This is a genomic window from Citrobacter sp. wls706, from assembly GCF_005281305.1.
Lineage (GTDB): Bacteria > Pseudomonadota > Gammaproteobacteria > Enterobacterales > Enterobacteriaceae > Citrobacter > Citrobacter werkmanii.
This window is the reverse complement of the sequence record NZ_SZXG01000040.1, coordinates 19,607-36,424: the sequence shown is the minus strand read 5'-3', so window position 1 is coordinate 36,424 and position 16,818 is coordinate 19,607. Positions and strand designations below refer to the sequence as shown.

Genomic DNA, 16,818 nt, shown 5'->3' with positions numbered 1-16,818 from the left:
CAGTCGCCAGGAGATCGGTGTGTGAACGCAATTGTTATTTTGTATATTCAATCGTAAATTCGGAGTCAGCGTTGGCGGTGCCCGGCATGATGGTATCGCTGATAGCAATGTAGCGAGCCATAAATTGCATATCTGCCGTTCCGGCAACAGGATCAATATCAGCGCTCTTAGACGTTGTGTACAATGGCACCTGTGAACCATCGCCCAGATTATAAATGCGGATAGCCACCCCCGACGCGGCAACGGCCTGGCCAGTCCCCGTATAATCGCCAGGGCTTGCCCCAGCAACCGGAGTACCAATCGCCAGATCGCCATTACCGTTAGCCGCTTCTGTACCGTCAAAACGAACCGCCGCTTTATTATAGGTATCAGGGCATTTCTCAAGACGGATATGAAATTCGGTCTGCATCGCGGTAGAACCTATACCTGAAAATGCGGTTCTGTTGACTTTACCTAATGCCACATTCTGATTAGCGGTATCTGCAGTTACTTCACAGGCGCTGTCAATAACTTCACCGAGAAAATGTACGGTGCCATCAGAAGCCAGCGTATTTCCTGCCATAAAAAATGAAGATACCACTAGCGTCGTTTTTAGTATTCCTTTCATCATGTTGATTCCCGTTATTAATAAAATAGGATTAGATTAGTTCGTTATTTCCAGCGTGATCGTTGCGTAGGCTTCAAATGTACCAGGTTGAGGCCGTGCTCCCGTCGCGCTGGCAGGCGCGGCAGAAAAAGTCAAAGAGTTAGTCTCGGCGCCGGCATTATTGACGCCCATATCCATATCCATTTTTCCGCCTGTCACCTTAACCATCTGATCCCATTTGTCATAAATCATAATTCCGACATCATCATTACCCAGGACTTTCATCATATTTGCGCTGGAATCAACGGGATCCGCATTAAATGTTGAATAGACGATATTCTCATCCAACATTCCGGTACATTTCACCTGAACCGTTTTGGTCACTTTATGGCCTGCAGCAGCGGTGCCTTGCGTTGTCGAAAAATCCGCTACGGGGATCTTACCGAAATTCACCTCTATCACCTGGCCGGAATCAATTTCACAACTCTGCGGCGCCACGATATCGCCAACAATTCTGATTTCTGCCAGTTTGTCGGTGCTGGCAACGGAGGAGTTGGCATCAAGCCCCCCGTATAAATTAGCCACAATCGAGCCAGGAATGGCGACCTGACCGACAAACGGTTTATTGATAAGGAAAGAGACAGTGACCTCCGACCCGGTATCTAACGTTGCGAAGCCCCCCTCAACGGTATCGGTATAACATTCGGTCCCCACTTGTACCACATTAGATTCAGCTTCAAAGGGAACCGCAATAAGGCCTCGCCCATGAACCTTAACCGAGGTTGCAATACTTAGGTTATCGTTAAGCGTATAGTACGTGTAACCGTTTTTGGTAGTATCAATGCTCAAAGGCGAACGGGCGGTATAATAGACATTACGAAAAGTCGATGAAAAGTGGGTCAAGCAATCACAACTAATTTCATACGTTTGTGATGATGTTAAATCCTTTAGATCTCTGACTTCAGTACCGGCTTTATTAGCCTCAGCCGGAATCTTGGCACCATTAAGATTAAGATCATAAGTATAAACACCATATCTTGTATGGCAAATACCATCGCCAGCCCGGCAAACAGGCGAAATAAGAACCATAAAGCAAGAAGATAATATTATTGTCCATAAACGCATAATTAAATTCCTTATTGGCAAGTGACGGCTTGCTGCACCAGTTCAGCATTCTCTGGTTTATTACCCAGCGTATAATTAACGGCACATGTTGTTGCTTTATCACCGCCCCAGCTTAGGGTGAAACGACCGTTTTCCGGCATCCCCGACAAATAGAGTTCGCCATTATCGCCGACAATCCCGGTTACCGTTCCGGAATCCAGCTCCGCCGACGCCATCGCGCCAAACGGCGCAGGTTTGCCATTCGCCTGCATCACATTAAACAACACGCGATAACCGACATGCGTCACAAACGCCGCCTTCACCACGGCGCCGCGCGTTGGCACCAGATTGACTACAGTGCTATCCAGCTCAATATTGGCTTTGGCAAAATAGTTGCTGTCAATTGCCACGCGGTTTTCGTCGTACGGGTTAAGCTGCGTTTTCACCGTATAGCCCCGCCAGTCTGTAGCAACCCCAGTCGTGTTTTCTACGGTAAGGCCATCAGCGCCCGGCGCTTCCACCAGCGCGACGGTTTCCCCCAACTCCTGCGAGAAGGTCACACCGCCGCTGTGAACCAGGATGCCGCCGCGCGCACCATAGTTCAGCGTCTGTGAATCACGGCTCCAGGCATAACCGCCGTTTACTGAACTATAAGTACCGTCATATCCCATGCTGGCATTCCCGCTATAGGTATCTTCCGGTGAGCTGGTCCAGGATTCCTGCACGTTATAGGAAAGATTGTGGCCCTCCAGCAACGTGCCGCCAACGCCAGCCTGCATTGTGCTGTCGTTATGATTATTTTGCGTCATCGAGTAGTTAACGTAGCTGCTCTCCATCGCCCCTGAAAGCGGGATGGAAACCGTCAGCATGAATATCTGTTCGTGATCGCTGTCATCGTTGTCGTTTTTATTATTGCTACCGGAAGAACGATTCGCAGAGTCGGTATAGTTCCACGACGCGTTCCACGAAATTCGCCGCCAGCTGTTGCTATAGCCAAACTGCACCAGGCGCTCGACTTCATCCGTTTGCCAGTATTGCTGACGGCTTAATGTCAGATAAATATTGCCAAAACCGGGGCCAAATGATTGCGTCCAGGTTCCTTCCAGGCGGCTACGGCGGTTGCCCGTTACCCAGAAATCAGAGCTGTTGTCCTGCCGCGATGCCCACTCGCCGAGAGTGTAATAGCCTTCCGTGGAATAACGGTACCCCACCAGACGGAAACTGGTGTCGGTATCATCAAAACGTTTGGAGTAGAGAAAACGCCAGGACTGGCCGCTTTCATTATCACCATCGTCAAAGTGTGAACGGGCGTGGGTCACATCAAACGATACGGCCCCGATCGACCCCATATCTTTACCCATACCAAGCGCGGCGGAAGCATAATCTTCCGCAACCTGCGTGCCGCCATAGAGCGTTAATCCCCATGGCAGGCCATGCAACACCTGCGCCTGAACGACGTTAGGGGTAAATCCGCTTTCATCGCGCATTTCACCGACGCTAATATCAAAATCGGTCTGGCCTTCACGCTTCAGTATCGCCAGCGACGCGTACGGCTGGGTAAAGTGCTGCTCGCTACCGTCTTCTTCTTTTATGGTGACATCAAGATCGCCGCCGCCGCTGGTGGTGTTCAGGTCGGTGATCTCGAAAGCGCCCTGCGGCACGGCTGACTGATAAATGACATATTTATTCTGCCGGATGATAACAGTGGCGTTACTTTTCGCCACCCCGCGAACCACTGGCGCAAACCCGTTCTGGCTCGACGGTAGCATGTCATCGTCGGTATAGAGTCTGACCCCGCGGATCTGGGCGCTGTCAAAGACATCACTCGCCGTCCAGGTGTCGCCGACCATAATCTGGGTGCGCAGCGCGGCGATATCGCGCTGGACATAGCTACTGATGGAGTGATATTCCGTGTCGCTGCCAGTAGCGCTTAGCGTACTGTAGTTACGCAACCGCCATGCCCCCAGGTTAATCCCATTACGCAGGTTCAGATAATAAGAGTCATCGTTCCCATTGTCGTAATTAGACTTTACCGTGTGCGATCCGGAAAAATCATAATTGACCATCATCGCATTGATGCCCTCATCCCAGCGTGATGGGCTGATATAGTCATAGGCCGCCGTGTTCAGATAGATCTGTGGAACAGATATATTTAACGCCAGCTTATTTGCATCTAATAACCAGGTAGAGCCACCAATTAACGGAACGGGATTCACGCAGGCTGTATTATCGACATCCTGCAAACCTTTCACTGCGTCTACCTTGACACCATACGACGACAATACCTCCTTAACCGCGACAAAGCAGGGATGCAGGTCGGCATCCGGTTGATCCTGCACAAAGGTCACATCCCGTCGTTCAAACAGTTTCCCGTTAATGACGATATCGACCTTATAATCGCCCGGCGGCAACGCGTTGGAACGGTTAAACTGATGAATATCCACGTCCACGGGGTGATCGATTTCCAGCAAACCAGGGTTAAACAGCGTTTCACTGGCCATTGTCGGGAAAGCGATACTTATATATGCACCTGAAATCAAGACGAGGCAAAGACGAGGGTGAATCATCAAGATATCCTTATCGCAAAACTAAAGCGCTTGCTTAACAGGGCTACTAATCGCGCCATAATCATTAATAAAACGCCAGACTAAAGAGTGACCCGCAACACCAGCAGGTAAATCCAGCGTTAATTTTTCAAAAGGCTTTATCATATTCAATGGAATATCTTTACCATCTACAGAGACATCCATGATATTCATATGAATAGGACTATTATTTTCTACAACCAGTTTACTTCCCTGCCGATACCATTTGACTTTAGCTACCGCTTTTTCAGGGATAAGCGTAATAGAGGCCGGGCGCCAGAATAACTTGATACGCGTTTTAATTGCGATCTCAAGCGTACTGCTATCTTTATTTTTACTGGATGGCGGAATGTTTTTCACGTTAAACCAAAAAACAGATTCACGATCCTTTGGCAACTCACCTGCTGTTTTAATAATGCGCAGCACTTTTTCCTGACTCGGCTCAAGACGAGAAACAGGCGGAATTACGGTAAAAGGTGGTTTGCTCTTATCATCCTTACTGAAAGGATCAACCCATACTTGTATTAGATAAGGCAAATCAACTTCTTTATTGTAAATAGAAATAGTAGAGTCAGGCTCGCTGCCATGAAAGATGACGCGAGTTCCACCGACAACAATACCTGCCAAAGCAGAGGGAAGATTAAGGCACAGGAGTGCCAGAATAAATATTTTTATTCCACGAGCAAACATAAACATACTCATCCCTGGATAAAAAAGACGCCAGACATTTATACAACCACAGTTGTTCATAATGACAGGCGTCAATAAATTAATAAAAGACGATTAAAAAGAACGAATCTTATTTTTGATATTCAACCGTAAACTGAGAATCTGCGTTAGCAGTACCCGCTGTGACGGTTGCGTTAGTGGCAATATAACGAGCGATAAACTTCATGGAAGCCGTACCCGCTGTGGTATCAATCGTGCTGTATGCAGAATCGTTGTACAGTTTAACCTGAGAGTTATCCGCGCGGTTGTAAATACGGATCGCTACGCCAGATGCCGCGATGGCTGCGCCAGTACCTGTGTAATCACCAGGGGTAGAGCCATTAGCTGGGTTACCGATAGCCAGGTCGCCATTACCGTCAGAAGCTTCATTACCATCAAAACGAACGGCAGCCTTGGTATACGTGGCCGGGCACCCGGTCAGATCGATATGGAATTCGGTAGGTGCAGCGGTACTTCCCACGCCAGCAAATGCCGTTTTGTTAACTTTGCCTAAATTAACGTTTTGATCAGCGGTTTGTGGCGTGACCTGACAGGTGCTGTCAACTACTTCGCCAAGGAAGTGAACGGTACCGTCAGATGCAAGAACATTACCAGCAAATACTGTGGAAGACAGAACCAGCGCACCTGCAATTAAATTAAGTTTCATTATAACCCCATTAATAATATTATATCCCTGTGCTTTACTTATATTTCAATAATAAAACACACCATCCTTACGGCGGCGAAGATTACACTTAAGAATAAGGATTACAATAAATTTATTATCAATCCGGGCTGTTATAAATCAATAAATAAATATAAACAATACATCATTTATTAAATATTATTTTTCATGATATACAAAAATGGCTATTTTAAATACATCAGTCTATAAAATTAAGAATTCATCAATATCATTATTCTGCAACAACCTAAAAATGATTATTTCTTGCGCACTTTAACAAATAAAATACATTCACCAGATAAACGCAATTAAGTATAAAGTTATCTAGGCAAATAAATATAAAAAACAGGATGTTTGTAACAAAAAATGACAGGGGAGACAAAGAAATATGACAGACAGATATAAAAAAAGCTGCTGATTTCTCAGCAGCTTTTGTTGGTGAACAATTACTCTACGGTAACCGACTTCGCCAGGTTACGCGGCTGGTCCACGTCGGTACCTTTAATCAGCGCCACGTGATACGCCAGCAGTTGCAGTGGAACGGTGTAGAAGATCGGCGCAATTACCTCTTCCACATGCGGCATCTCGATGATGTGCATGTTTTCGCTACTGGTAAAGCCAGCATCCTGATCGGCAAAGACGTACAGCTGACCGCCACGGGCACGAACTTCTTCAATGTTGGATTTCAGTTTTTCCAGCAGTTCGTTGTTCGGTGCGACCACGATAACCGGCATATCGGCATCGATCAGCGCCAGGGGACCATGCTTCAGTTCGCCCGCAGCATAAGCTTCAGCGTGAATATAAGAGATCTCTTTCAGCTTCAGCGCGCCTTCCAGCGCAATCGGATACTGATCGCCACGGCCCAGGAACAGCGCATGGTGCTTGTCAGAGAAACCTTCCGCCAGAGCGGCAATGCGTTTGTCCTGGGAGAGCATCTGCTCAATACGGCTCGGCAGCGCCTGCAGACCATGAAAGATCTCCTGCTCAATAGACGCATCCAGGCCTTTCAGACGAGACAGTTTCGCCACCAGCATCAGCAGAACGGTCAACTGAGTGGTAAAGGCTTTCGTGGAGGCCACACCGATTTCGGTACCGGCATTGGTCATCATCGCCAGGTCGGATTCGCGCACCAGAGAAGATCCCGGTACGTTACAGATTGCCAGCGAGCCCAGATAGCCCAGCTCTTTAGACAAACGCAGACCCGCCAGGGTATCCGCCGTTTCACCAGACTGGGAAAGGGTGATCATCAGGCTGTTACGACGCACGGCAGATTTGCGATAGCGGAATTCGGAGGCGATTTCGACATCACAAGGAATACCCGCCAGCGATTCAAACCAGTAACGGGACACCATACCGGAGTTGTATGACGTACCACAGGCGATAATCTGGATATGCTCAACCTGAGACAGCAGCTCGTTGGCACGCGAGCCCAGCTCGCTTAAATCCACTTCACCGTGGCTTATGCGCCCGGTCAGCGTATTTTTAATCGCGTTCGGCTGTTCGTAGATCTCTTTCTGCATATAGTGGCGATAAATACCTTTTTCGCCCGCATCGTATTGCAGATTAGATTCGATATCCTGACGTTTCACTTCCGCGCCAGACTTGTCGAAAATAGAGACCGAACGACGGGTCACTTCCGCGATGTCGCCCTCTTCCAGGAAGATAAAGCGACGGGTTACCGGCAGCAGCGCCAGCTGATCGGAAGCGATAAAGTTCTCACCCATACCCAGCCCAATCACCAGCGGGCTACCAGAACGAGCAGCCAGCAGCGTTTCCGGGTTACGGGTATCCATGATCACCGTGCCGTAGGCACCACGCAGTTGCGGAATAGTACGCAGTACGGCTTCACGCAGCGTACCACCCTGTTCCAGCTCCCAGTGCACCAGGTGAGCAATCACTTCGGTGTCGGTTTCAGAAACAAAGGTGTAACCACGCGTTTTCAGCAGTTCACGCAGCGGTTCATGGTTTTCAATGATGCCGTTATGCACCACGACAATGTGTTCAGAAACATGGGGATGCGCGTTCGCTTCTGAAGGTTCTCCGTGGGTCGCCCAACGGGTATGAGCGATACCGGTACCGCCATGCAGCGGATGTTCTTCCGCCGCTGCAGTCAGCATCTGCACTTTACCCAGACGACGCAGGCGAGTCATATTGCCTTCAGCATCGACAACGGCCAGACCAGCAGAGTCATAACCACGATATTCCAGACGACGTAAACCTTCGAGAAGGATTTCAGCTACATCACGCTGCGCGATAGCGCCAACAATTCCACACATATTTTTTGATTCCGAATTTAGGCATTAGCCTGTCGTTGTCGCTGACCTGTTTCCCCTTCGTCTTTCACTCCGTAGCTACGTTGGCTACGCTTGCTCACTAAGGTCACTTACTTTAGTAAGCTCCCGTAGATTCCCAAGCTTGCCGCCTTGCTACAGCGCGAAATACTTTGGGTAATACCCGTATTCCGGGCGCCCCGAGCCTTGTAGAGAGTGGGGTTATTTTTATGGTACTGCTTGTTGAGCGGAGGATTATGTTATCCCCTCGTCTCTTGTCTGCCTGATGGCGCTCACGCTTATCAGGCCTACAGAACGTCACCGCACGCAGGCCACCATCCGGCAAAAACTGAATTACTTTTTCTTCACCGGGCGCTGCCAGCCTTGTTTATGAACCTGAGGCACACGGCTTAATACCAGTTCGTTATCGGCAACATCGCGCGTTACGGTCGTCCCCGCCGCGATGGTGGCGCCTTTACCCACGGTGACAGGTGCCACCAGCTGAGTATCGGAACCGACAAACACATCATCGCCAATAATGGTTTTAAATTTATTCGCGCCATCGTAATTGCAGGTGATCGTACCCGCGCCGATGTTCACGTTATCGCCAATTTCCGCATCGCCCAGATAGGTCAGGTGACCTGCTTTAGAGCCTTTACCCAGACGCGCTTTTTTCATTTCGACGAAGTTACCCACGTGTGCGCCTTCCTGCAGCTCTGCACCAGGGCGCAGACGCGCGAAAGGACCGATGGTGCATGCTGCTTCCAGATGCGCATCTTCCACCACGCTGTACGGACTTAGCTCACAACCATCACCAATCACGCTGTTTTTGATGATGCAGCCAGCGCCAATCTTGACGCGATCCCCAACAGTTACGTTACCTTCAATGATAACGTTAGTATCAATTTCGACATCGCGCCCGTGAATAAGCGTACCGCGAAGATCAAAACGTGCCGGATCGCGCAGCATCACGCCCGCCAGCAGCAGTTTTTCTGCCTGCTCGGACTGATAAACACGCTCTAGACGAGAGAGCTGAAGACGGTTGTTCACCCCTTCCGTTTCACTGATTCGTGCCGGATGTACCGCAGCAATTTCACGCCCTTCCTGATACGCCATCGCAATGATATCGGTGATGTAGTATTCACCCTGCACATTGTTGTTGGTCAGTTTGGACAGCCAACGCTTCAGGTCTGCGCCGTTGGCAATCAGGATGCCGGTGTTGATTTCCTGGATTTGACGCTGCTCGTCAGTGGCATCTTTATGTTCAACAATGCCTGTGACTTTACCGTTATCACGGGTAATACGCCCATAACCGGATGGGTCGTCCAGTTTTACCGTTAACAAGCCGATGCCCCCCTGCGGTTTAGCATCACGCAGGCGACGTAGTGTTTCGGTGGAGATCAGCGGCACATCGCCATAGAGCATTAAAATGTCTTCGTCATCACTAAAGAATGGTGCCGCCTGTTGCATAGCATGACCGGTACCCAACTGCTCGGCCTGCAGGACCCAGTTCAGGTTGCCATCTTTCAGCGTCTGCTTAAGCAAATCACCACCGTGTCCGTAGACCAGATGTACGTGAGTCGCGCCTAATTCATTAGCGGCATCAATGACATGCTGCACCATCGGTTTTCCTGCGAGGGTATGCAGCACTTTAGGGAGATCGGAATACATACGCGTGCCTTTGCCTGCGGCAAGGATCACGACGCTCATAGCATTATTCAACATACACGTCCTGACTGTAATTTGAGAACGAATTTATACCGTTTCACATTGAAAATACTACATTTTTTTCATCGTGAAATGGACCGAAGATAAAACGTTCAATCGGGGAAATTCCCCATCTGATAACTGTCTATTTTCGTCTATATCTACGTATTTTGTCTCCCCAAAACCAGCAGTCTGCTCTTATTAAAGCCTTAGGTGGATGTTTTTGCTATTTTTTTGCCGCATAAATAAAGAATGACATTAGCGAAGGTATGATTTTAGGCATGCGATTCAGTGGGAAGCTGAAAAGGCAAACACGACAATAACGATGTGAGAGAAAAGAGCAGGGGGGAATTTAACAAATGGCGCTAGCTGATAAACCGCATTTCGCATCGCGCCACAGAGCAGGCAGGGAAAGACTAAAAACTCATATTGCTGAACAGGGCGATGATTTTGTTGATCAATTTCATATTGGTATCTCTTTTTTATCTGATTTTATTATGTGATTTACGTCACAAAAAAAGAGTCTACGCCTCATTTTTTAACCAATCAATATTTTTTTGATCTAAATCACGAAATAATAAAACTGCTTTTTATTTTCATTTTTCCTGAAATAAAGCCATAAAAAAAGCCAGCCTGGAAACCAGACTGGCCTTGTGTTTTTCAAGCCGGTGTTACATCGCTTTTTTGGTCAACTCGATAACGCGCAGTTTCGCGATCGCTTTGGCCAGTTCCGCAGATGCCTGAGCGTAATCCACGTCACCATGAGAGCTCTTGATATGCTCTTCAGCCTTACGCTTCGCTTCCAGGGCTCTCGCTTCATCGAGATCCTGTCCGCGAATCGCGGTATCAGCCAGTACGGTCACGCTGCCAGGCTGCACTTCGAGAATGCCGCCGGACAGATAGATAAACTCTTCATGACCGAACTGTTTAACGATGCGGATCATACCAGGCTTAATGGCGGTGAGCAGCGGAGCGTGACCCGGGAAAATACCCAGTTCACCTTCACTACCCGTTACCTGGATTTTTTCGACCAGACCAGAGAACATTTGTTGCTCTGCGCTGACGACGTCCAGGTGGTAAGTCATTGCCATATCACCCTCCGATTAAGGCGTTAAAGTTTTTTGGCTTTTTCCACAGCTTCTTCGATGGAACCAACCATGTAGAACGCCTGCTCTGGCAGGTGGTCGTATTCGCCTTCCATGATGCCTTTAAAGCCACGGATGGTGTCTTTCAGGGAAACGTATTTACCTGGAGAACCGGTGAATACTTCCGCAACGAAGAACGGCTGGGACAGGAAGCGCTGGATCTTACGCGCACGTGCTACCACCAGTTTATCTTCTTCAGACAGTTCATCCATACCCAGGATGGCGATGATGTCTTTCAGTTCCTGATAACGCTGCAGCAGGGACTGTACGCCACGAGCGGTGTCGTAGTGTTCCTGACCAACAACCAGCGGATCCAGCTGACGGCTGGTGGAATCCAGCGGGTCAACGGCCGGGTAGATACCCAGGGATGCGATCTGACGGCTCAGTACCACGGTTGCATCTAAGTGCGCAAAGGTGGTTGCTGGAGATGGGTCAGTCAAGTCATCCGCAGGTACGTATACCGCCTGAACGGAGGTGATAGAACCGGTTTTGGTAGAGGTGATACGTTCCTGCAGAACACCCATCTCTTCCGCCAGGGTTGGCTGGTAGCCTACCGCTGATGGCATACGACCCAGCAGTGCAGATACTTCAGTACCGGCCAGGGTGTAACGATAGATGTTATCAACGAACAGCAGAACGTCACGACCTTCGTCACGGAACTTCTCAGCCATGGTCAGACCGGTCAGCGCAACGCGCAGACGGTTTCCCGGCGGCTCGTTCATCTGGCCATATACCAGGGATACTTTGTCCAGAACGTTGGAGTCGGTCATTTCGTGGTAGAAGTCGTTACCCTCACGAGTACGTTCACCAACGCCCGCAAACACTGAGTAACCGGAGTGTTCGATCGCGATGTTACGGATCAGCTCCATCATGTTTACGGTTTTACCTACACCCGCACCACCGAACAGACCAACTTTACCGCCCTTCGCGAACGGACACATCAGGTCGATAACTTTGATGCCGGTTTCCAGCAGTTCCTGAGAACTGGACAGTTCTTCATAGGTAGGTGCTGCGCGGTGGATAGCCCAACGCTCTTCTTCACCGATATCGCCTTTCATGTCGATCGGATGACCCAGGACGTTCATGATACGACCCAGGGTTGCTTTACCTACCGGGACTTCGATCGGGTGCTCAAGGTCTTTAACTTCCAGACCACGACGCAGACCGTCGGAAGAACCCATGGCGATGGTACGTACGATACCGCCGCCGAGCTGCTGCTGAACTTCCAGCACCAGGCTCTCTTTACCATTCATAACCTCAAGAGCATCGTACACGCGCGGTACGGCATCCTGAGGGAATTCGACGTCAACCACGGCGCCGATTACCTGGACAATTTTTCCAGTAGCCATCTTGAATCCTCTACGAATTAACCTGGTTATACCGCGGATGCACCACCGACGATCTCGGTGAGTTCCTGAGTAATGCTGGCCTGACGAGCTTTGTTGTATACCAACTGCAGCTCTTTAATCAGGCTGCCGCCATTGTCGGTCGCGGCTTTCATCGCCACCATACGTGCGGCCTGCTCGCTGGCCAGGTTTTCTACCACGCCCTGATAAACCTGAGACTCGACATAACGACGCAGCAAGGTATCCAGCAGCGCTTTCGGGTCTGGCTCATACAGGTAATCCCAGGATTTACGCTTCAATTCATCATCATCTGATGCCGGCAGAGGCAGCAGTTGAGTGATGGTTGGCGTCTGAGACATGGTGTTAATAAATTTGTTGCTGACAACGTACAGTTTGTCCAGACGACCTTCGTCGTAGGCCTGCAGCATCACTTTAACCGGACCGATCAGTTCGGACAGGGAAGGGTTGTCCCCCATACCGGTTACCTGAGCAATCACGTTACCACCAACGGAATTAAAGAAAGACACGCCCTTAGAGCCGATCATTGCGATATCGCACTGAACGCCTTTATCGGACCATGTTTTCATATCCGCCAGCAGCTTTTTGAACAGGTTAATGTTCAAGCCGCCGCACAGACCACGGTCGGTCGACACCACCAGGTAGCCCACGCGCTTAACGTCGCGTTCTTCCAGGTAAGGGTGCTTATATTCCAGATTACCGTTCGCAAGGTGACCAATCACTTTGCGCATGGTCTCTGCATAAGGACGGCTGGCCGCCATGCGATCCTGCGATTTACGCATTTTGGAAGCGGCGACCATCTCCATCGCTTTAGTGATCTTCTGCGTGTTCTGGACGCTTGCGATCTTACTACGTATCTCTTTTGCGCCGGCCATGAGCTTCTCCTCAATGCCTTGCGGTCCGCCCTAGGACAGACCGCCAGACGTTACCAGGACTGGGTTGCCTTGAAGGAATCGAGGATAGCTTTCAGCTTGCCTTCGATTTCATCGTTATAGCCACCGGACTGGTTGATCTCTTGCATCAGCGGAGCGTGGTCACGGTCGACGTAAGCCAGCAGAGCGGCTTCGAAGCTACCGATTTTCGCCAGTTCCACATCTTCGAGGTAACCGCGTTCAGCCGCAAACAGCACCACACCCTGCTGTGCAACAGACATTGGCGCATACTGTTTCTGCTTCAGCAGTTCAGTTACTTTCTGACCGTGGCTCAGCTGCTTACGCGTAGCTTCATCCAGGTCGGAAGCGAACTGAGAAAACGCTGCCAGTTCACGATACTGCGCCAGCGCGGTACGAATACCACCGGACAGTTTCTTGATGATCTTGGTCTGCGCTGCGCCACCTACACGAGATACGGAGATACCCGGGTTAACTGCCGGACGAATACCGGAGTTGAACAGGTTGGTTTCCAGGAAGATCTGACCATCGGTAATGGAGATTACGTTGGTCGGAACGAACGCAGAAACGTCACCCGCCTGGGTTTCGATAATCGGCAGGGCGGTCAGGGAGCCGGTTTTACCTTTAACTTCACCGTTGGTGAACTTCTCTACGTATTCCGCGTTTACGCGGGATGCGCGTTCCAGCAGACGGGAGTGGAGGTAAAATACGTCGCCCGGGAATGCTTCACGTCCTGGCGGACGACGGAGCAGCAGGGAAACCTGACGATAAGCAACAGCCTGTTTAGACAGGTCGTCGTAAACGATCAGTGCATCTTCACCGCGGTCACGGAAGTATTCGCCCATTGCGCAACCAGCATATGGCGCCAGGTATTGCAGTGCAGCAGATTCAGACGCGGTCGCCACAACAACGATGGTGTTGGACAGTGCGCCGTGTTCTTCCAGTTTACGAACTACGTTAGAAATGGTGGACGCTTTCTGGCCGATAGCCACGTACACACATTTGATGCCGGAATCACGCTGGTTGATGATGGCATCGATTGCCATCGCGGTTTTACCTGTCTGACGGTCACCGATGATCAGCTCACGCTGGCCACGACCGATTGGGATCATGGCATCAACAGATTTATAACCAGTCTGCACTGGCTGGTCGACGGACTGACGTTCGATTACGCCCGGTGCGATAACTTCGATTGGCGAGAAGCCATCGTTATCAACCGGACCTTTACCGTCAATCGGGGAACCCAGAGTGTTCACCACACGACCCAGCAGGCCACGGCCAACCGGAACTTCCAGAATACGACCCGTACACTTAACCTTCATGCCTTCGGCGAGGTCAGCGTATGGACCCATCACAACAGCACCTACAGAGTCGCGCTCCAGGTTCAGTGCGATAGCGTAACGGTTACCCGGCAGGGAAATCATCTCACCCTGCATACAATCGGCCAGGCCGTGAATGCGGATAACACCGTCACTTACAGAAACAATAGTACCTTCGTTGTGAGCTTCGCTCACAACACTGAACTGAGCAATGCGCTGCTTGATCAGTTCGCTGATTTCGGTGGAATTCAGTTGCATGCTCCAGTCCCCTTAAGACTGCAAGACGTCTGCAAGGCGCTCAAGACGGCCGCGTACGCTGCCATCAATGACCATATCACCCGCTCGGATGATTACGCCTGCCATTACAGACTTATCGATTTTGCAATTCAGCTTAACTTTGCGTGACAGACGTTTTTCCATCGCTGCACTAATCTTCGTAAGCTGTTCATCACTCAGTGCATTGGCAGAAGTGACTTCTACCTCAGAGATAGCCTCACTGGCTGCACGCAGATGAATAAACTGCTCAAGAACATCCGGGAGCGCATTCAGACGGTTATTTTCAGCCATTACCCTAATCAGGTTTTGGCCGCTTTCGTCCAGCTGCTCACCGCACACGGCGATAAACGACTCAGCGAGCGTTTCTGGCGCCAACGCGCCAGAGAGAAGCTCTGCCATTTGTTCGTTTTTCGTCACCTCAGCGGCGAAAGTCAGCATATCCTGCCAACGGTCAACGCTTTGGTGCTCAACGGCAAAGTCAAAAGCTGCTTTGGCGTAGGGGCGAGCTACCGTAATAAATTCAGACATCAGCCCCTCCCTCCTTACAGTTCAGCGACAAGTTTGTCCACGATGTCGCTATTAGCAGCTTCATCCACGGAACGTTCGATGATCTTCTCGGCGCCAGCAACAGCCAGGATAGCAACTTGCTTACGCAGCTCTTCGCGAGCACGTTTACGCTCGGCTTCAATTTCCGCCTGCGCCTGTGCCACGATTTTAGTACGTTCCTGCTCTGCTTCAGTTTTAGCTTCGTCCAGGATCTGAGCACGGCGTTTGTTCGCCTGCTCGATGATTACCTGAGCTTCCGCCTTCGCTTTTTTCAGCTGGTCGGTCGCGCTGGCCTTTGCAAGGTCAAGATCCTTATGTGCTCGTTCTGCAGAAGCAAGGCCGTCAGCAATTTCTTTTTGACGTTTTTCGATGGCAGCCATTAACGGCGGCCATACATACTTCATGCAGAACAGAACGAACAGGACAAACGCGATGGCCTGGCCGAGGATTGTTGCGTTAAGATTCACAGCACAATGCCTCTATCTAGTTAACGTTCTGATATTGCTCTTAATTCAAGCAACGCTTACTACGCGACAGCAAACATCACGTACAGACCCAGACCTACAGCGATCATTGGGATTGCATCCACCAGACCCATAACGATAAAGAACTGAGTACGCAGCAGAGGAATCAGATCCGGTTGACGCGCTGCGCCTTCCAGGAATTTACCCCCGAGGATGCCGATACCGATCGCAGCACCGATTGCCGCCAGACCCATCATCACAGCGGCAGCAATGTACAGCAGATCCATATTCAGGTTTTCCATGACAGTCTCCAGTTTGTTTCAGTTAAAACGTAGTAGTGTTGGTAAATTAATGCTCTTCAGATGCCATCGACAGATAGACAATCGTCAGAACCATAAATATGAAGGCTTGCAGCGTGATAATCAGTATGTGGAAAATGGCCCACGGCACATTCAGAATCCACTGTGACCACCACGGCAACAGACCAGCAATCAGAATGAAAATCAGCTCACCAGCGTACATGTTACCGAACAGTCGCAGACCAAGAGAGATTGGTTTGGACAGCAGGCTTACCCCTTCAAGGATTAAGTTGATAGGGATGAACGCCCAGTGATTGAACGGCTGCAGCGTCAACTCTTTCGCGAAGCCACCGATGCCTTTCATTTTGATGCTGTAGAACAGAATAAGGATAAATACGCCCAGCGCCATCGACAGGGTGATGTTCACGTCAGCGGACGGAACCACACGCAGAGCCGGCAGGCCAAAGATATGCTCACCGATGTACGGCAGCAGGTCGATAGGCAGCAAATCCATAAAGTTCATCAGGAATACCCAGACGAAAATCGTCAGGGCCAGCGGAGCAATCAGCTTGCTTTTGCCATGGTACATGTCTTTCACGCTACCATGCACAAAGCCGATTATCAGCTCAATCGCAGTCTGAAATTTACCTGGTACGCCACTGGTCGCCTTTTTGGCAACACTACGGAACATTAACAGGAACAACAGACCCAGAACCACCGAGAAGAAAATGGAGTCAATATTGAGCGTCCAGAAGGTGGCTGGGGGGTTGTGCGGATCCACCAGCGAGAATGTACGTAGGTCCAACTGAAGGTTATTCAGATGGTGTCCTATGTAATCCTGCGGCGTCATATTTTCTGAAGCCATGATGC

At 50.0% G+C, this 16,818-nt stretch carries 16 protein-coding genes; 1 reads left to right on the top strand and 15 read right to left on the bottom strand.

The features are described from left to right. Positions 1-34: 34 nt before the first annotated feature. From FDW92_RS20270 to glmU, 7 genes are all read right to left on the bottom strand, one after another. Positions 35-610: a chaperone-usher fimbrial major subunit gene (locus FDW92_RS20270; protein ID WP_061380858.1), complete on the bottom strand. Its 576-nt coding sequence runs from the start codon at positions 608-610 to the stop codon at positions 35-37. A gap of 33 nt (positions 611-643) precedes the next feature. Next, positions 644-1,711: a fimbrial protein StgD gene (stgD, locus tag FDW92_RS20265; RefSeq protein ID WP_042311417.1), complete on the bottom strand. Its 1,068-nt coding sequence runs from the start codon at positions 1,709-1,711 to the stop codon at positions 644-646. 11 nt (positions 1,712-1,722) lie between these two features. Then, positions 1,723-4,257, bottom strand: coding sequence for a fimbria/pilus outer membrane usher protein (locus FDW92_RS20260; protein WP_042311415.1), 2,535 nt, complete (start codon positions 4,255-4,257; stop codon positions 1,723-1,725). Positions 4,258-4,278: 21 nt separating this feature from the next. Continuing rightward, a complete protein-coding gene (locus tag FDW92_RS20255; protein WP_077949306.1) occupies positions 4,279-4,965 on the bottom strand; it encodes a fimbrial chaperone in 687 nt (228 codons plus the stop codon). A gap of 109 nt (positions 4,966-5,074) precedes the next feature. After that, a complete protein-coding gene (locus FDW92_RS20250; RefSeq protein WP_042311410.1) occupies positions 5,075-5,650 on the bottom strand; it encodes a chaperone-usher fimbrial major subunit in 576 nt (191 codons plus the stop codon). A 464-nt stretch (positions 5,651-6,114) separates the two neighbouring features. Then, the gene (gene glmS / locus FDW92_RS20245; protein ID WP_042311409.1) at positions 6,115-7,944 is read right to left on the bottom strand and encodes a glutamine--fructose-6-phosphate transaminase (isomerizing); all 1,830 of its coding nucleotides are present in this window, start codon (positions 7,942-7,944) and stop codon (positions 6,115-6,117) included. A gap of 348 nt (positions 7,945-8,292) precedes the next feature. Further along, positions 8,293-9,663, bottom strand: coding sequence for a bifunctional UDP-N-acetylglucosamine diphosphorylase/glucosamine-1-phosphate N-acetyltransferase GlmU (gene glmU, locus FDW92_RS20240; protein WP_042311407.1), 1,371 nt, complete (start codon positions 9,661-9,663; stop codon positions 8,293-8,295). Positions 9,664-10,004: 341 nt separating this feature from the next. Here glmU and FDW92_RS23085 point away from each other — a divergent pair, with 341 nt between their 5' ends. After that, positions 10,005-10,148, top strand: a complete 144-nt coding sequence (locus FDW92_RS23085) for a hypothetical protein (protein WP_156107323.1) — start codon at positions 10,005-10,007, stop codon at positions 10,146-10,148. 168 nt (positions 10,149-10,316) lie between these two features. Here FDW92_RS23085 and FDW92_RS20235 read toward each other — a convergent pair whose 3' ends face one another. The 8 genes from FDW92_RS20235 to atpB are packed head-to-tail and all read right to left on the bottom strand — an operon-like array spanning position 10,317 to position 16,813. Beyond that, positions 10,317-10,736: a F0F1 ATP synthase subunit epsilon gene (locus tag FDW92_RS20235; RefSeq protein WP_003023809.1), complete on the bottom strand. Its 420-nt coding sequence runs from the start codon at positions 10,734-10,736 to the stop codon at positions 10,317-10,319. Positions 10,737-10,756: 20 nt separating this feature from the next. Next, positions 10,757-12,139, bottom strand: a complete 1,383-nt coding sequence (gene atpD, locus FDW92_RS20230) for a F0F1 ATP synthase subunit beta (RefSeq protein WP_006687764.1) — start codon at positions 12,137-12,139, stop codon at positions 10,757-10,759. A 26-nt stretch (positions 12,140-12,165) separates the two neighbouring features. Next, positions 12,166-13,029 carry a F0F1 ATP synthase subunit gamma gene (gene atpG / locus FDW92_RS20225; protein WP_006687765.1) on the bottom strand — a complete coding sequence of 288 codons (864 nt, stop codon included), beginning with the start codon at positions 13,027-13,029 and terminating at the stop codon, positions 12,166-12,168. 50 nt (positions 13,030-13,079) lie between these two features. After that, a complete protein-coding gene (gene atpA / locus FDW92_RS20220) occupies positions 13,080-14,621 on the bottom strand; it encodes a F0F1 ATP synthase subunit alpha (RefSeq protein ID WP_003827026.1) in 1,542 nt (513 codons plus the stop codon). A gap of 12 nt (positions 14,622-14,633) precedes the next feature. Continuing rightward, positions 14,634-15,167 carry a F0F1 ATP synthase subunit delta gene (gene atpH, locus FDW92_RS20215; protein WP_006687767.1) on the bottom strand — a complete coding sequence of 178 codons (534 nt, stop codon included), beginning with the start codon at positions 15,165-15,167 and terminating at the stop codon, positions 14,634-14,636. A gap of 14 nt (positions 15,168-15,181) precedes the next feature. Further along, entirely contained in the window at positions 15,182-15,652 is a 471-nt protein-coding gene (gene atpF / locus FDW92_RS20210; protein WP_003023796.1) for a F0F1 ATP synthase subunit B, read from the bottom strand. Between the two features lie 59 nt (positions 15,653-15,711). Continuing rightward, a complete protein-coding gene (atpE, locus tag FDW92_RS20205) occupies positions 15,712-15,951 on the bottom strand; it encodes a F0F1 ATP synthase subunit C (protein ID WP_003023794.1) in 240 nt (79 codons plus the stop codon). Between the two features lie 46 nt (positions 15,952-15,997). Continuing rightward, positions 15,998-16,813 carry a F0F1 ATP synthase subunit A gene (atpB, locus tag FDW92_RS20200; protein ID WP_042311404.1) on the bottom strand — a complete coding sequence of 272 codons (816 nt, stop codon included), beginning with the start codon at positions 16,811-16,813 and terminating at the stop codon, positions 15,998-16,000. Positions 16,814-16,818 lie beyond the last annotated feature (5 nt).

What these genes read in the sequence shown, in the direction of transcription:
- atpH (WP_006687767.1), bottom strand. Translation starts at nt 15,167, where the DNA reads ATGTCTGAATTTATTACGGTAGCTCGCCCCTACGCCAAAGCAGCTTTT.
- FDW92_RS20260 (WP_042311415.1), bottom strand. Translation starts at nt 4,257, where the DNA reads ATGATTCACCCTCGTCTTTGCCTCGTCTTGATTTCAGGTGCATATATA.
- atpA (WP_003827026.1), bottom strand. Translation starts at nt 14,621, where the DNA reads ATGCAACTGAATTCCACCGAAATCAGCGAACTGATCAAGCAGCGCATT.
- FDW92_RS20255 (WP_077949306.1), bottom strand. Translation starts at nt 4,965, where the DNA reads ATGTTTGCTCGTGGAATAAAAATATTTATTCTGGCACTCCTGTGCCTT.
- atpG (WP_006687765.1), bottom strand. Translation starts at nt 13,029, where the DNA reads ATGGCCGGCGCAAAAGAGATACGTAGTAAGATCGCAAGCGTCCAGAAC.
- atpD (WP_006687764.1), bottom strand. Translation starts at nt 12,139, where the DNA reads ATGGCTACTGGAAAAATTGTCCAGGTAATCGGCGCCGTGGTTGACGTC.
- atpE (WP_003023794.1), bottom strand. Translation starts at nt 15,951, where the DNA reads ATGGAAAACCTGAATATGGATCTGCTGTACATTGCTGCCGCTGTGATG.
- glmS (WP_042311409.1), bottom strand. Translation starts at nt 7,944, where the DNA reads ATGTGTGGAATTGTTGGCGCTATCGCGCAGCGTGATGTAGCTGAAATC.
- FDW92_RS23085 (WP_156107323.1), top strand. Translation starts at nt 10,005, where the DNA reads ATGGCGCTAGCTGATAAACCGCATTTCGCATCGCGCCACAGAGCAGGC.
- glmU (WP_042311407.1), bottom strand. Translation starts at nt 9,663, where the DNA reads ATGTTGAATAATGCTATGAGCGTCGTGATCCTTGCCGCAGGCAAAGGC.
- FDW92_RS20250 (WP_042311410.1), bottom strand. Translation starts at nt 5,650, where the DNA reads ATGAAACTTAATTTAATTGCAGGTGCGCTGGTTCTGTCTTCCACAGTA.
- atpB (WP_042311404.1), bottom strand. Translation starts at nt 16,813, where the DNA reads ATGGCTTCAGAAAATATGACGCCGCAGGATTACATAGGACACCATCTG.
- FDW92_RS20235 (WP_003023809.1), bottom strand. Translation starts at nt 10,736, where the DNA reads ATGGCAATGACTTACCACCTGGACGTCGTCAGCGCAGAGCAACAAATG.
- FDW92_RS20270 (WP_061380858.1), bottom strand. Translation starts at nt 610, where the DNA reads ATGATGAAAGGAATACTAAAAACGACGCTAGTGGTATCTTCATTTTTT.
- stgD (WP_042311417.1), bottom strand. Translation starts at nt 1,711, where the DNA reads ATGCGTTTATGGACAATAATATTATCTTCTTGCTTTATGGTTCTTATT.